The 14432-nt window shown below is 61.3% G+C and carries 10 protein-coding genes and 1 pseudogene; 6 read left to right on the top strand and 5 right to left on the bottom strand.

Annotated features, from left to right (window positions below):
* Positions 1–3: 3 nt before the first annotated feature.
* On the top strand, positions 4–954 hold the full coding sequence (locus PQR32_RS08145; RefSeq protein WP_408224218.1) for a choline ABC transporter substrate-binding protein: 951 nt from the start codon (positions 4–6) through the stop codon (positions 952–954).
* Between the two features lie 269 nt (positions 955–1223).
* Entirely contained in the window at positions 1224–2372 is a 1149-nt protein-coding gene (locus PQR32_RS08140; RefSeq protein ID WP_408224215.1) for a porin, read from the top strand.
* Positions 2373–2432: 60 nt separating this feature from the next.
* On the opposite strand, the gene PQR32_RS08135 is transcribed toward PQR32_RS08140, so the two are convergent.
* Positions 2433–3353: a LysR family transcriptional regulator gene (locus tag PQR32_RS08135; RefSeq protein WP_408224212.1), complete on the bottom strand. Its 921-nt coding sequence runs from the start codon at positions 3351–3353 to the stop codon at positions 2433–2435.
* A gap of 110 nt (positions 3354–3463) precedes the next feature.
* Between PQR32_RS08135 and PQR32_RS08130 the strand changes: the two genes are divergently transcribed.
* Positions 3464–4105, top strand: coding sequence for a glutathione S-transferase family protein (locus PQR32_RS08130; RefSeq protein ID WP_408224209.1), 642 nt, complete (start codon positions 3464–3466; stop codon positions 4103–4105).
* Between the two features lie 33 nt (positions 4106–4138).
* The gene (locus PQR32_RS08125) at positions 4139–6187 is read left to right on the top strand and encodes a pyridoxamine 5'-phosphate oxidase family protein (protein WP_408224206.1); all 2049 of its coding nucleotides are present in this window, start codon (positions 4139–4141) and stop codon (positions 6185–6187) included.
* Between the two features lie 28 nt (positions 6188–6215).
* On the opposite strand, the gene PQR32_RS08120 is transcribed toward PQR32_RS08125, so the two are convergent.
* On the bottom strand, positions 6216–6893 hold the full coding sequence (locus PQR32_RS08120; protein WP_408224203.1) for a TetR/AcrR family transcriptional regulator: 678 nt from the start codon (positions 6891–6893) through the stop codon (positions 6216–6218).
* A 71-nt stretch (positions 6894–6964) separates the two neighbouring features.
* Between PQR32_RS08120 and PQR32_RS08115 the strand changes: the two genes are divergently transcribed.
* Positions 6965–7609 (top strand): glutathione binding-like protein, encoded by a 645-nt coding sequence (locus PQR32_RS08115; RefSeq protein ID WP_408224200.1) that lies wholly within the window; start codon positions 6965–6967, stop codon positions 7607–7609.
* A 91-nt stretch (positions 7610–7700) separates the two neighbouring features.
* Here the strand turns inward: PQR32_RS08115 and PQR32_RS08110 are convergent.
* The 3 genes and pseudogenes from PQR32_RS08110 to PQR32_RS08100 all read right to left on the bottom strand — a co-directional run bounded on the left by PQR32_RS08110 (position 7701) and on the right by PQR32_RS08100 (position 12968).
* A pseudogene (locus PQR32_RS08110) lies at positions 7701–9051 on the bottom strand (epoxide hydrolase family protein).
* Between the two features lie 346 nt (positions 9052–9397).
* On the bottom strand, positions 9398–10999 hold the full coding sequence (locus tag PQR32_RS08105; RefSeq protein WP_408224197.1) for a DUF6345 domain-containing protein: 1602 nt from the start codon (positions 10997–10999) through the stop codon (positions 9398–9400).
* 217 nt (positions 11000–11216) lie between these two features.
* Positions 11217–12968 (bottom strand): FAD-binding protein, encoded by a 1752-nt coding sequence (locus PQR32_RS08100; RefSeq protein WP_408224194.1) that lies wholly within the window; start codon positions 12966–12968, stop codon positions 11217–11219.
* A gap of 346 nt (positions 12969–13314) precedes the next feature.
* Between PQR32_RS08100 and PQR32_RS08095 the strand changes: the two genes are divergently transcribed.
* Positions 13315–14307, top strand: coding sequence for an ABC transporter substrate-binding protein (locus PQR32_RS08095; protein ID WP_408224191.1), 993 nt, complete (start codon positions 13315–13317; stop codon positions 14305–14307).
* The last annotated feature ends 125 nt before the right edge of the window (positions 14308–14432 follow it).

Raw genomic sequence — 14432 nt, 5'->3', positions numbered from 1 at the left:
ATAATGAAAAAACTCTTCAAACAGGCGGTAACCGGCGTTGCGCTGCTGTGCGCGGCAGCCACCTTCGCGTCGGCCGCCGAGCCGCAATCGTGCACGCAGGTCAACATGGCGGGGCCGGGATGGACCGACATCGACGCCACCAATGCAATGACCGGCGTGCTGTTGAAGGCGCTCGGCTACAAGCAGAATGTGGCGAACCTGTCGGTGCCGATCACGTATCAAGGCTTGAAGAAAGGGCAGATCGACGTGTTTCTCGGCAACTGGATGCCGGCGCAGGCGCCGGTCGTCAAACCGTTCGAGGAAGAGAAGTCGATCGAAGTCGTGCATCCGAATCTGAGCAACGCCAAGTTCACGCTGGCCGTGCCGGACTATGTGGCCGCCGCCGGCATCCATTCTTTCGCGGATCTGGCGAAGAATGCCGACAAGTTCGACAGCAAGATTTATGGCATCGAACCTGGCGCGCCGGCCAATCAGAACATCAAGAAGATGGTCGACGACAAGGCGTTCGGGCTCGGCAACTGGAAGCTCGTCGAATCGAGTGAAACCGGCATGCTCACGCAAGTGGAGCGCGCGGTGCGCGAGAAGAAGTGGATCGTCTTTCTTGCATGGGAGCCGCATTTGATGAACACGAAGTTCAAGCTCGCGTACCTCGACGACGGTGACAAGTATTTCGGGCCCAACTACGGCGGCGCCACGGTCAATACGGTTGCGCGCAGCGGCTATGCCGCGCAGTGTCCGAATATCGGCCGTCTGTTCAAGCAACTCACCTTCAACGTCGATCTGGAAAACGGCGTGATCACCGAAGTACTGGAAAAGAAAACAGGCGTGGACGCAGCGGCGACAGAAGCGCTCAAGCGTCACCCCGAATTGTTGAAGTCGTGGCTCGACGGCGTGAACACAACCAGCGGCGCCAATGGCCTGCAAGCCGTGCAAACTGCACTCGGCGTGAAATAACAGCCGCATTCCTAACGATAAGGTCGCAGGGCGACAGATTTATGTCGCATCCGGTCGAATCCTCGTCAATCTGGACCCGTATTCTTGATCCGGCGATGCGGACATGATTGGTCATTGCATGCATCGTAGATAGCTTCAATCCGTTTCACTCGGTCTCAGCCGGTTTCGAACTGCCCGTCATGCGAGAAGTGCCGCGCGCTGGTCAACAGCGCGCAGCAGGGATCGCTTTATCCAACGAAATACGCAGGCAAAGAGCAGGGGAGAATTAGATGAAGAAGAGAAATGCCGTCAGCCTTTCGGGACTCGCTATCGCGGCAAGCGCTGTATGCGCGCCGACGGCTGCGCATGCGCAAAGCAGCGTCACCCTGTACGGCATTCTGGATGCCGGCATTACCTACGTGAACAATGCCGGCGGCGCTCACCAGTTCAAATTCGATGACGGTATTTCGTACGGCAACCGGATCGGCTTCAAGGGCGTCGAGGATCTCGGCGGTGGCTTGCAGGCCGTGTTCGTACTCGAATCGGGTTTTCACTTGGGCAACGGGCAGTATGCATTCGGCGGCGCCGAGTTCGGACGCCAGGCTTATGTCGGCTTGAAGAACAATTGGGGAACGCTCTCGCTGGGCAACCAGCTCGACATGACCGAGGAGTTTGTCTACCTCTATAACATCTCGGCCTGGGCGAGCGGCTACGCAATCCATCAGGGCGACTTCGACCGGATGAACGGCGACCGGCTGCCGAATTCGGTCAAGTTTCTCTCCAACGACTATGCGGGCTTCTCGTTCGGCGGCATGTATTCGTTCGGCAACACCGCCGGCGACTTCCACAACAAGAGCGCATGGAGCGTGGGCGCGCGTTACGAGCACAGTGCGTTCAACATGGGCGCGGCTTATACGCAGTTGAACAATCCGAACGGCATCTATGCATTCGACCCGTACGCGATGATCGGCACGCGCACGTTCCTCGGCAAGCCGACCGTGTCCGTCGATCCGGCGACCGGCGCGGTGACGGATCTGTATAGCTCGTCGTCGTTTCCGGTCGACAAGCAGGGGGCGTTTGCAGTCGGCGCGGCCTACACAATCGGCAGCGTCATGCTGAGCGGCGACTTCACCTACACGACCATCAAGGGGCTCGGCGAAACCTCGCATATGCAGGTCTATGAGGCGGGCGCCTCGTACACCTTCACGCCCGCGTTGATGCTGTACGGCGGCTATCAGCACACGCGTTTCGAAGGCAATCACTGGAACCAGGGCTCGCTCGGGCTGCATTACCTGTTGTCCAAGCGCACGGACGTCTATATCTCCGGCGACTATCTGCGCGCATCGGATGGCGTGAACGCGGTGATCGGCTACAGCTTTACGCCGTCCACATCGAACACCCAGACCGACGTGCGGATCGGCATGCGGCATTCGTTCTGACGCGCGGCGACGGTTTGCGGGCGTGGACGGTGTCCCGGGTCACGGAACATCGTCGCGCCATCACGATGCGCGCTCCAACTGCTTCTTGAACGTGTCGATCAACGCCCGCACTTTGGGCGGAGGATGGCTGGTGGGCGGAAAGATAGCCTGAATACTCGCGGGCTCGGTCGCCCATTCCGGCAGCAGGCGAATCAACCGCCCGGCTGCGATGTCGCCGCCGATCGAGAAGTCCGTCAACAGACCGAAGCCGCCGCCGGCGAGCGTCGCCGCACGGCAAGCGTCGGCGGTGTTTACCAGCAACGCGTTTTCACAGCGCACGGTCTCGGCGTCGCCATCGCCTTTGCCACCGTTGCGCTGCAGGTCGAGCGTCAGCGGACGCGGCAAGACCGTCAACGCGCAGAAGGGCATCGCCGACAATTCGGCGGGCGTCTGCGGTTGCCCCCAGATCTCGACGAAATCCGGACTCGCCACGACCCACTTGACGAAGCTGCCGAGTTTCACCGCGCGGTAATTGGAATCGGCAAGCCGGCCGAGGCGAATCGCGACGTCGATACCGTCCGCGATGAGATCCACATATCGATCGGTGCACAGCAACTCGACATTGAGTTGCGGATGCGTGCGGCGCAGTTCGACGAGCACCGGCGCGACGGCAAGCGAACCGTAATCGATTGGCGAACTCACGCGCAACATGCCGCGCACGGACGCCGTTTCGCCGCCGATCGCCGACAGCGCGTCTTCCGTGGCGCGCAGGATCTTCACGCTGGCGTCGTAGAATGCGCGGCCCGCTTCGGTCAAACCGAGCCGCCGCGTCGTGCGCACCAGCAGGCTCGCGCCCACCTCGGCCTCGAGCCGCTGCATATGCGTGCTGACCATCGTCTTGGCGAGGCCCAGACGCGCTGCCGCGGCGGTCAGCGAGCCCGCCTCGACGACCGCGACGAAGATCGCCAGCCGGTTCAGGTTTACGTCGCGTACGTCGGCCATGGTGGATTGTCCATCTTCGATTGATTGTGTTTTCCGGATTATCAGGCTTCTGCAAGGTGGCTCGTGCGCATTATGCTCGATCCATTCCCTCACGCTTTCCGGAAACTGTCATGCCCGTTGCCCGACCTGCCCAGCCGATCCGCCTCTATACGACCCTGCTTTCCGGCCACGGCCATCGGGTGAAGCTCTTTCTGACCCTGCTCGATCTGCCGTTCGAAGTGGTCGAACTGGACATGAAGGCCGGCGACAACCGCAAGCCGGAATATCTGGCGCTCAATCCGTTCGGCCAGGTGCCGACGATTCAGGACGGCGACACCACGCTGTTCGATTCGAACGCCATTCTCGTGTATCTGGCGAAGCGTTACGGCGACGCCTCGTGGCTGCCGGAAGACCCGCTCGGCGCGGCCGCGGTGCAGCGCTGGCTGTCGCTCGCGGCCGGCCAGATCGCCTATGGGCCGTGCACGGCGCGGCTCGTCACCGTGTTTGGTGCGCCGCACGATCACGAGACCGCGAAGAAGCTGGCCGTGAAGCTGTTCGACGTGCTCGACCGCGAACTGGCGGGCAAGCCGTTCGCGGCGGGCAATCAGGTGACGATTGCCGACATCGCCGCCCACACCTACATTGCGCACGCGCCGGAAGGCGGCGTGTCGCTCGACCCGTATCCGAACATTCGTGCGTGGCTGCGCCGCGTCGAGGCATTGCCGCGATTCGCCGCGATGCCGTCGACAAAAGCGGGGCTGCTCGCCGAATGAGCGGTTGATCCTTCACGACACCGGAGTCCGGTCATGTCCACCTCTATCCCACTGAATGGCTGGGGCGTCGATGCCTCGCCGTTTCATGCGGCCGAACTCGCCGCCCAGCAGCGCGCGGGGGTGAGAACCGTGGCGGAAGCGTCGGGACGCAGGGGGATTCGCCGCTACATGCCGGATCAGCATCGCAAGTTTTTCAGCGAGCAGCCGTTCATGGTGTTCGGCGGCGTCGATGGGCACGGGCAGCCGTGGGCGACGGTGCGCGCCGGCATGCCGGGCTTCGTGTCGTCGCCGGATGCGAAAACGCTGCGCATCGAGGGCGGTGCGTTGGCCGGCGACCCGCTCGCGGATAGCTGGCAGGAGGGCGCGATGATCGGCGGCCTTGGGCTGCAGCCGCAGACCCGCAGGCGCAACCGGATCAACGGCGTCGTGAGGTCGGTGGACGGGGCGGCGTTGACGCTCGAGGTTCGCCAGAGCTTCGGCAACTGCAACAAGTACATCCAGAGCCGTACGCCCACCTGGGTGGAGCAGAGTCCGTCTGAACCTTCCATGCCGCCGAAAATATCGACGCAACTCAGCGATGACGACCGCGCGTTGTTGGCCAGGGCGGATACGTTTTTCATCGCGAGCGCGAATCTTGCTGAAGATGCGGATCTTGCCCGCGGCGCTGACGTTTCGCATCGCGGCGGTGCGCCCGGCTTCGTGCGTGTCGACGATGAGCACACGCTGACGACGCCCGACTTTGTCGGCAACAACTTCTTCAACACGATCGGCAACCTGATCCACGATCCGCGCGCCGGACTGCTGTTCATCGACTTTGCGAGCGGCGATCTGCTCCATATCGCGGCGCGCGCGGAGATCGTATGGGACGGCGCGGAACTGGCTGCGTTCGAAGGGGCGCAACGGCTCGTGCGGTTTCATGTGCAGGAAGTGCGGCGCAGCCGGAGCGCGTTGCCGTTTCGTTGGTCCGACGTCGAGTATGCGCCGCAGTTTGCGGCGGCGGTGCGTGAGCCGGTGGCTGCGTCGCCCTGGCACAAGCTGAAGGTTGCGGCCGTGGTCGATGAGACAGCGTCGGTTCGCTCCTTTTACTTCGAATCGGTCGACGGTGCGCCGTTGCCACCGTACAGGCCGGGGCAGTTTCTGCCGATTCGCGTGCCGGTGTCGGGCTCCGTCACGCCTTTATCACGTACCTACACGCTTTCCGATGCGCACGATCCGCGGCGCTATCGAATCAGTGTGAAGCGCGAAGGCGTGGCTTCGAAATGGCTGCATGAGCACCTCGTTGCGGGAGCGCAGATCGAAGCGATGAAGCCGCGCGGTGCGTTCATCTTCGATGAAGACAGCCCGCGGACCGCCGTCTTTATCTCGGCGGGCATCGGCATCACGCCGATGATGGCGATGCTTCGGCATGCGCTGGCAGCATCGCGCAGTGAGGGTACGCAAGCGAAGCGGCTGTTCTTCTTTCACGGCGCGCGTAGCGATCGCGAACGTCCGTTCAGTGCGCAATTGAAAGAGCTTGCCGCGCGCAATTCGGCGCTTTCCCTGCATCTTTTCGATAGCGCCGCCAATCGGTTGGCCGAAGGCGTGTCGGCCGGGCGCGTGAGTATCGACGCGTTAAAGCGCGTGCTTCCGTTCGATGACTATGACTTCTATCTGTGCGGCCCCGAGCAGTTCATGCGTGATCTGTATGAAGGCTTGCGCGGATTGAATGTCGCGGATGAGCGGATTCGTTTCGAGGCTTTTGGTCCGGCGAGCATCAAGCGGGCGGTTGTCGCAAACGCCGGGACGAAGCCGGTTGAGACTTCGGCGCAAGACACCGGCGCTGTGCCAGTGACCTTCGCGCGCTCGGAGCGCACGATCCAATGGCTGCCGCGCGACGGCAGCTTGCTCGAGCTTGCCGAAGCGCATGGCATCGACGCGCCGTCGAGTTGCAGGTCGGGTATGTGCGGGACGTGTTCGACGCGTCTGTTGTCGGGCAAGGTCAAGTACGACGGCGAAGTCGAGGCGCAAATCGAACCCGGCGCGGCGCTGGTTTGCATGGCGCATCCGGTTGCCGGCGATACGGGTGTGACGTTGGATCTTTGATCGACGGCCTCTGGCTTTCGGTAAAAGTCTAAGGCTTCGATTTGCGTCGCGCGCGTGGTTGCGGATCGGCTGGCGGCTCGTCGCGCGTGCCGCAGATCAACGCGATGCCGGCCTCGGCGGTCGCTCGCAACGAATCGCTCGAGTCGCCCGCACGCGAGCGCAGCGCGATGCTGTGAAGGATCGCCGAGGCGATTTTCGCCAGCATGGCCGGATCCGAAGCCGCACTGAGTTCGCCCTCCGCTTTGGCGCGTTCGAGCCGTCGCTCGAATGCGCGATCGTAGATAGTCAGGCCGCCGAGCAGCTTGTCGCGAACCTCGGCATCGCTTCTTGATTCCACGAGTGCCGTACCGATCAGGAAACATCCGCGAGGCGCCTCGCCGGGCGGAAGGTACATGGCGAACGCGGCGTCGTACACCGCCTGCAAGGCCTCCGCCAATGGGCGATCGCCGGCGAGCGCGGCTTCCATCCCCTGATGCCCGAGTTCGATGTATTGATCCAGCGTGTTCAGATAGAGCGCATGTTTATCACCGAATGCGCCGTATAAACTCGGCCGGTTCATGCCGGTCGCGTCGCTCAGCGCGTCGAGCGACGTGCCGCAATAGCCGCCATGCCAGAACGCGTCCCGCGCGTCGCGCAGCGCCTGCTCGGAATCGTAGCCACGAGGCCGTCCGCGCGAACGTTTGTCACTTTTTGTACCGTTGTGCATAAAATTGTCTGGCTGCGTTGATTTTTATACACTATAGTACAAAAATCATCCCAACGACCGGAGACATCAGCATGGAGCTTTACTTCTCGCCGCTCGCCTGTTCGCTTGCGACACGTATTGCGCTCTACGAAGCCAATGCCGACGCGCAGTTCATCGAAGTCGATACGAAGTCGAAGCAATTGCGTGACGGCTCCGATTTCTATCCGATCAACCCGTTAGGGCAGGTGCCTGTCTTGCGTACCGACGAGGGTTGGCTGCTCAGAGAAAACAGCGCGATCCTGCCGTATGTCGCCGATGCATTTCCGGCAGCCCGGCTCGCGCCGGCGGTGGGAACGGCGGAACGCGCGAAATTGCAGGAATGGCTGGGTTTTATCAGCACGGAGCTTCATAAAGCGGTATTCGTGCCGCTGCTCGATCCGCATGCGCCGGCCGACGTTCAGACCTACACACGTAGGAAAGTCAACCTGCGACTCGCTGTGCTGGAAGCGCATCTGCGCGGGCGCGAGTTTCTCATGGAGCATTTCACGGTTGGGGACGCTTATCTCGTCACCGTCCTGAACTGGGCACAGCATAGTGGTGTCGATCTCGCCGAGTGGCCTTCCGTTGACGCGTATTACAAGCGAACGGCGCATCGTCCACAGGTCGCGAAGGCGTTGGGCGAAGAGATCGCGCTTTATCTGGAGGAACAGGCGAGGCGACGTGTGACTGCTGCGTGAACTGCCGTAGCACGATGCGGCCGCTTCATACGCCGAACTCGGACCTTTGTCGCTCGTTGCGGTTAGTCGTCCGAGTCCTTCAACTTGTCATCTACGCGCGCAGCGGCCTCAACCCTGCGCGGACCTCTTCGGCAAATAGTTGCGGCTGTTCCCATGCCGCGAAATGTCCGCCTTTGTCCAGCCTGTTGTAATAGATCAGGTTGTGATACGCCCGCTCTGTCCAACTGCGCGGAGCCTGATAGTTCTCGCGCGGAAAGACGCTTACCGCAGCGGGGACGGATACATCGGCGGCGGCCAGGAAGTTGAAGTGCGACTCCCAATAGAAACGCGCCGCGGAAATTCCCGTGTTCGTCAACCAGTACAGTGTGATGTCGTCGAGTACATCGTTGCGCGTCAAGTCGCCGGCCGATTCCCCGTTGACGGGATGCCCGAACACGGCCGAGGTCAGTGCCGCCGCCGGCTGCTCATACCCGTCACCGTGGTCGAGAAGCCAGCTCGCCAGACCAACAGGAGAGTCCGACAATCCTGAGAGCGTTTGCGGGCGTGTGCCCATCTCCAATGCGTAGGCGCGTCGCTTCATGGCCGCGGAACCCAGTTGCTCGTAAGCGTGCTTTTCGTCGGCAGAGAGGCTGGCTGGCGGTGGATCGCCGGCTTGGAGCGCCTTGGCGATTTCGGGCGGAACCGTCGCGGGGAAGTTGGATGCCTAACAATTCCGGCGGCGCCTGCTTGCCCATTACGTTGCAGACAACGCCGCCCAGATCGCCGCCTTGCGCGGCAAATTTCTCGTATCCAAGGCGCTTCATGAGGACGACCCACGCGCGCGCGGTGCGCTCCGGGCCCCAGCCGGTCGTGGTCGGCTTGCCTGAAAATCCGTAGCCCGGCAAAGACGGAATGACCAGATGAAACGCGTCAGACGCACTCGCGCCATACGCGGTCGGATTGGTCAGCGGATCGATGATCTTGAACTGCTCGATCACCGAGCCCGGCCACCCATGCGTGACGATGAGCGGCATCGCATTTTCATGTTTCGAACGGACGTGAATGAAATGAATGCCCAGTCCGTCGATCTCGGTCACGAAATTCGGCAACGAGTTGAGCTTCGCTTCGCACTTGCGCCAATCGTAGTCGGTCGCCCAATGGCGCGCGAGTTCCTGAATCATCGCGAGCGGCACGCCTTGCGAGTTATCGGTAACGGTCTCCCGATCAGGCCATCTCGTCGCCTTGATGCGGCGGCGCAAGTCGATGAGTTGCGATTCCGGCACATGCACGCGGAGTCGTCGAATAGCGGTTTTGTTGCCACTCGTCGCCGGGGCAACTTCAGTCATCGCTTGATTCGTTTCCGCGAAAGCGAGCTGGCTCAATGAGCCGGCCGCGACGGCCGCTGCGGCTACGCTGACAAAACGGCGGCGAGAGGGCGATTGGGGAGAAAGGTTGTCTGACATAAAGTCTCCGATCGGCGATGAAGCCAGGCTTACCCATCGATGGCAACATGATTTCACGAGCCATTGGCGGGCGGTATTCGATGTAGGGTGGACGTATTGGAGCGCGCGGAGGTATCCCGCATGTGTCGGGCAGGGCGGTTTTTGTATGCGCGGGTATCGACGCGATGGGCAGATACGTTGCGATACAAAGAGGAACCGTGTCGGCGCACACGGTGGATCCGCTTTCATTTCAACGGCGCAGGTTCGCAGTTGGACAGCGGTTCATCGACGACGCCTCCAACCGCCACAGACGTGTGCCGCTTGACGCACATCGACAGCAGTTGGAGTACGAGGGTGATTGCTATGCTCAGCAGGTCGTCCACATCGCGGCGAGCCACGTCGGCGAGGTCGGATCATTGGAGACCGAGCCATAGTCCCATGCGTGGTCGTTGACGGGATCGACTCCGTCCTTGCCCACCCACATCGCGCCGACCCAGACATTCGGACCATCGGGCGCGGCGGCGCCGTTCGTTGCCGGCTGAATTTCGCGGGCCGCGCGGAACCACGAATCGATGATGGTGCTGCCGCCCTTCGCGTACTGGGCGAGTTTGCGTCCTTCGTCGGTGTTGTCGAAGGTGATCGCGCCGTAGCCCATCAGGATGTGCATGCCATCGAATGCGCCATCCCAGCGGGCCAGCACATCGCCACCACCGCTTGCGAGCAGATCGTCCTGCAATGGGCCGCAGGCGGCAATCGTCGCCCATTCGAGATCGCTTTGGCCCCACAGGTCGCCCGGTGTTTGCGGTCCGGCGCCGACTTCGGTGAAGTCGAGGAATCCGTCGTCGGGGTTGGACAGCACCCAGCCGTTCATGTTGGCGTGCCCGGTGTAGAACACGAAGTCGGCGTTGTCCACCCAGGTGTCGTCGTTGCGACGCCAGTCCGATTCCCATGCGTTGGCATCGCCCCAGTTGAAATCGATGTGCCAACCTGCTGACGCCCACTCGTCGACGAATCCCTGCGCGTTGGCCTCGCTTCCCGCCAGACCTCCGCTCTGTCCGATCCACGATGTCCCAGCTTCCCACGGCCGCGTCACGGTTGCGGCGGCAAACGACCGGCGCGGTTTGCCGGCAGCTTCGGTCTTGGCTTTTTCTTTCGACACCGAGGCGGGTTTGGCCGATTTCTGCCGTTTCGCTTGCGGTTCGCCGAAGGTGAGCGGTGGCCCGAAGTCGGTGGCGGCGAGCATGACCTGCCGAAGCGGCACGCGTTGTTTGCCGAACACGGCCGTGGCGCGGCACACATACACCGGATAGAGGAATTCCTGCGCGGTAAATGACGGCGCTGCGTAATAGGCGAGCGACATGTCGAACGATTCGATTTTCATCTGGCTCATGAGGCCATGAAACTGTTCCTTCACTTTGTCCGGCGCGATCATTTTTGCGTCGAACCCAGCCACCACGGCGCGCCAGCCGCCGTTAAAGCCGATCACGCTGCCTTTGTGCCCCAGCGTCACGGTCAGATCGCTACCGCCGCCGACTACAGGAATCTTGTCCACCATAACCGGGTACACCACCTGCACGTCGAGACGCCGGTTTTGCCGCTTGCCATCCTTGCGTAGCGCGAAATGAGTGCCGCCGAGCACCGGCTTGCCATAGGAAAACGGCGCCTCCAAAGCAGGCAGCAAACCTTCACGATGCAGAAAGTCGCTGGCTATCGACAGCGCGTCGGCATCGGCCGGCAGTTCCGCGTCGACCGATGGTCGCCACATCTGCGACTCGTCAGCGGCCCACACAGCACCGCTGGCATTGGCGATTTCCACGACATGATGGGCGTTGCGCAGCACTTTGCCGTCGCGCGTTTCGCTGAGCCGGAACTCATCGCGCAAGCCGAAGATTTGCCGCCCCAGCATCGCCAGTCGCTTGACGCTGGTGTCTTGGGGTTCGAGCCGGTAAATGGGCAAACTGTCTTTCATGATGAGCTCCTTGTGCGCATACATACGGGGCGACGACAGGCGATATAGGCAAACCGCCAATCAAAGGACGACGAGCGCGCAAGCGAATTGAAAGACAGTGATGGTTGGGACGTCGAAAGGAGGCGTGGGATATGAGAACAGCGACCCGCGGCGGGTCGTGATGTGGAAATCGGCCGTGACTGGCGCACGGTCCGATTTCACAGAGGGCGTTTTTTGATCAGGAAAGGCCGACGTCTTGCGTACGCGATGAAGCGGGCTCTGACTTGCCGACAGCCTCGGCCGGATCATTCGCGGCAAGCGCCATGGCGGCGAGATACCCAAACGTCAATGCGGGCCCGAGCGTAATGCCGGCACCGATGTAATGGCCGCCTACCGGCGAGTTCATGTCGTTGCCGCAGGCATACAGTCCGGGAATCGGGCGACTATCGTCGTCGAGAACTTCTCCGTGAGATCCGGTGACGAGCCCACGGCTCGTTCCAAAGTCGCCCGGCATCAGCTTGACGGCGTAGAAGGGCCCCTTCTCAATGGGGCCGAGACAGGGACTTGGCGAGTGCGTCGGGTCACCCTTATAAATGTTGTACGCAGATGATCCCTTCCCGAAGTCCTCGTCGATACCGGTTTTCGCAAAGCGATTGTTGCGCTCGACACTGCGTTCCAGTCCGCTCGGGTCCACGCCGATCTTGCCGGCAAGTTCACGCAATGTGCGACCGCTGAACAGGTAGCCCGCTCTCTCATAGCGTCGCAACGACAAGCTGCCAGGCAGGATGACTCCAATCCCGTACTTCTTTATCGCCGTGGCATCCGCGATGAGGTGGGCTGGGATTGCGCCTGCGTTGAACATGCCAAGCGTGAAGGCATGGTACGACGCCGCCTCATTCGTGAAGCGGTGTCCGTCCTTGCCGACAGCAATGAAGCCGGGCTTGGGACGGTCGAGCATGAAGTGCCCCCAGAGTTCCTTGCCACCCGCGTCGTTCGAATAGACAGACATGGGGACGTAGAAGCCGGTGTCCTGATTGTTGTGGTCGAGTCGACCGCCGGCCGATTCGCCAAGGTGAATGCCTTCGCCGACGTTGCTGGGCAGCCCCAGTCCAAGTTCAACGGTTGGTTGGCGGGAATGCTCCCGTCGCATGACCTGGTTGCCGGGATAGCCCCCCGTCGCAATGACGACGCCCCGGCGAGCGCGTACGCGGATTGTCCGGCCGTCACGAACCACTTCCGCGCCCGTGACTTTGCCGCCATCCATGATCAGCCTCGTCGCGGATGCGCGCAGCCAGACGTCGATTTTCTGATCCAGCATGGTTTTGTACAGGCGACCTGTCAGTGCATTCCCACCAACGAGCCGGGTGCCGCGATGATAGTTCAGCCGGTCCACGCCATAGCGAAAAAAGCGCTTCAGTACATGGAAGAACGATCGCGCCGAGCGCGTGAAGGAAAGGAAGTGGAGCAGGTCGACGAGGTCGAGCATCATCCCGCCGAATGGCGCGAAGGCCGGAAGCGGAGCACGTAGATCCTTGAAGTGCGCGCCAAGCTTGCGCCCATCGAATTCGAGCGGGGCGTGAGCGCGACCGAACATCCCGCCCTCGAGTTCGGGGCTGTAGTCCGGATACTCGAGCGCCATGACTTCCAGTTCGGAGTGACGCAACAGGTAATCGAGCGCGACACGGCCCTGCGAGATGTAGGCTTCCTGCAATGAGCGGTCGACACGGGTCCCGACCGTGGCGGCAAAGTATTTTCGCGCCTTGTCGAACGAGTCCTTGAAGCCGGCAGCCTGCATGGGCGCGCTGTCGACGAACCACATCATGCCCACCGACCATGCGGAGGTCCCACCGACCTGGTCCGTCTTCTCGAGAACGAGCGGCACGAGCCCTTCGTTCTTTGACACGATTGCCGCCGTCATGCCAGCCGCGCCGGCTCCCATGATGATGACGTCGACCTCGCGGTCCCAGTTCTCCGTCGTAGCGGTGTCCATGGCGGTTTTCCTGCTTTAAGGGTTTCTGTCGGATCTGTCTGGAAATAGATTTATATCGAATGATGCGTCTCGGAACGAATGATGTCAAGAAACTCCAGGGAATCCCCTGGCAAGTCATATCTCTCTCATGTCCTGCGCGTGTCGACTCGCCCTCGGAACTCCTTGACACGCATGATTCCGTATAAGATCATTCGATATAAATCTAATTGATTCGATTGTCGATCGCGATGAAGGTTGGGCCGCGTTGGCACCCTCATAACCGGAGAGAGCGAGACACAAGTCGCGAGCCACCAGACGATGCATCAACCTGCAAAGGTTGCATTTTCAGTAACGTTCAGGAGAAGCAATGAGCAAGCTTCAGCTTTCCGTCGCCGTAGGCAACTACGATCGGGTTCGGCCACTGGTCGATGGCGAGGTGCAGATCGAGGGTGTCGATCCGGTTTTCATGTTGCAGGACCCGGAGGAGATATTCTTCCGCGCTTTCCGACATGCCGACTACGATATCTGCGAACTCTCGCTTAGCAGTTACTCGGTGAAGACCGCTGCGGGGACCTCACCCTACATCGCGGTTCCGGTGTTTCCGTCGAGAGCGTTTCGGCACACCTCAATTTATGTGCGTGCGGACCGCGGCATCAACAGCCCTGAGGACCTGAAGGGTAAGCGCATCGGCGTGCCCGAGTATCAACTCACGGCTAATGTCTGGGTCCGTCTCTTTCTCGAAGAAGAATACGGCGTGAAGGCTTCCGACGTGACGTGGGTGCGTGGCGGCTACGAAGATGCGGCACGCGTCGAGAAAATCACGCTGAATCTGCCTGACGATGTGAAACTGGAGAACGCTCCGGAAGGGCAGACAATCTCGAACCTGCTGGCAGAAGGGAAGATCGACGCGGTCATTGGGCCGCGCGCTCCTTCCTGCTTCGACCGTGGGCATCCTCAGGTCAAGTATCTTTTCGATGACCCGCACAAAGCCGCCGCCGACTGGTATTCACGCACGAAGCTTTTCCCTATCATGCACACGCTCGGAATCAGGAAGACGCTCGCGGAGCGTCATCCGTGGCTGCCCGGCGCAGTGATGAAGGCGTTTGAGAAGTCCAAGGCCCTTGCCTTGACACGATTGAGCGATACGTCGGCCACGAAGATTACGTTGCCGTTCGTTGAGGATCAGTTGCGTGCCGCTCGCAAGCTGATGGGTACCGACTTCTGGTCATACGGTTTTGCTGACAATGAACGTGTCGTGGACCGCTTCCTCGCCCGTCATTATGCAGAGGGACTGTCGAGCCGCCGGCTGGAAGCTCGAGAGCTATTCCATCCGGCAAGTCTCGAGAGCTTCGCGATCTGATCGGCGCAAGGATAGTCGTTGCAGAGAGCAGCAGTTGCCAACTCCGGCGTGGAATTGGCATGCTGCTGTCCTGACAGCCTGATGCCGTTACCCTGTGCGCGGGGCCGCCGACGCGGGGCCGCCGA

Origin of the sequence: Paraburkholderia dipogonis (assembly GCF_046027395.1) — a bacterium.
GTDB lineage: Bacteria > Pseudomonadota > Gammaproteobacteria > Burkholderiales > Burkholderiaceae > Paraburkholderia > Paraburkholderia dipogonis_A.
Note: the sequence above shows the minus strand (reverse complement) of the source record. Positions and strands in the feature narration are given on the sequence as shown.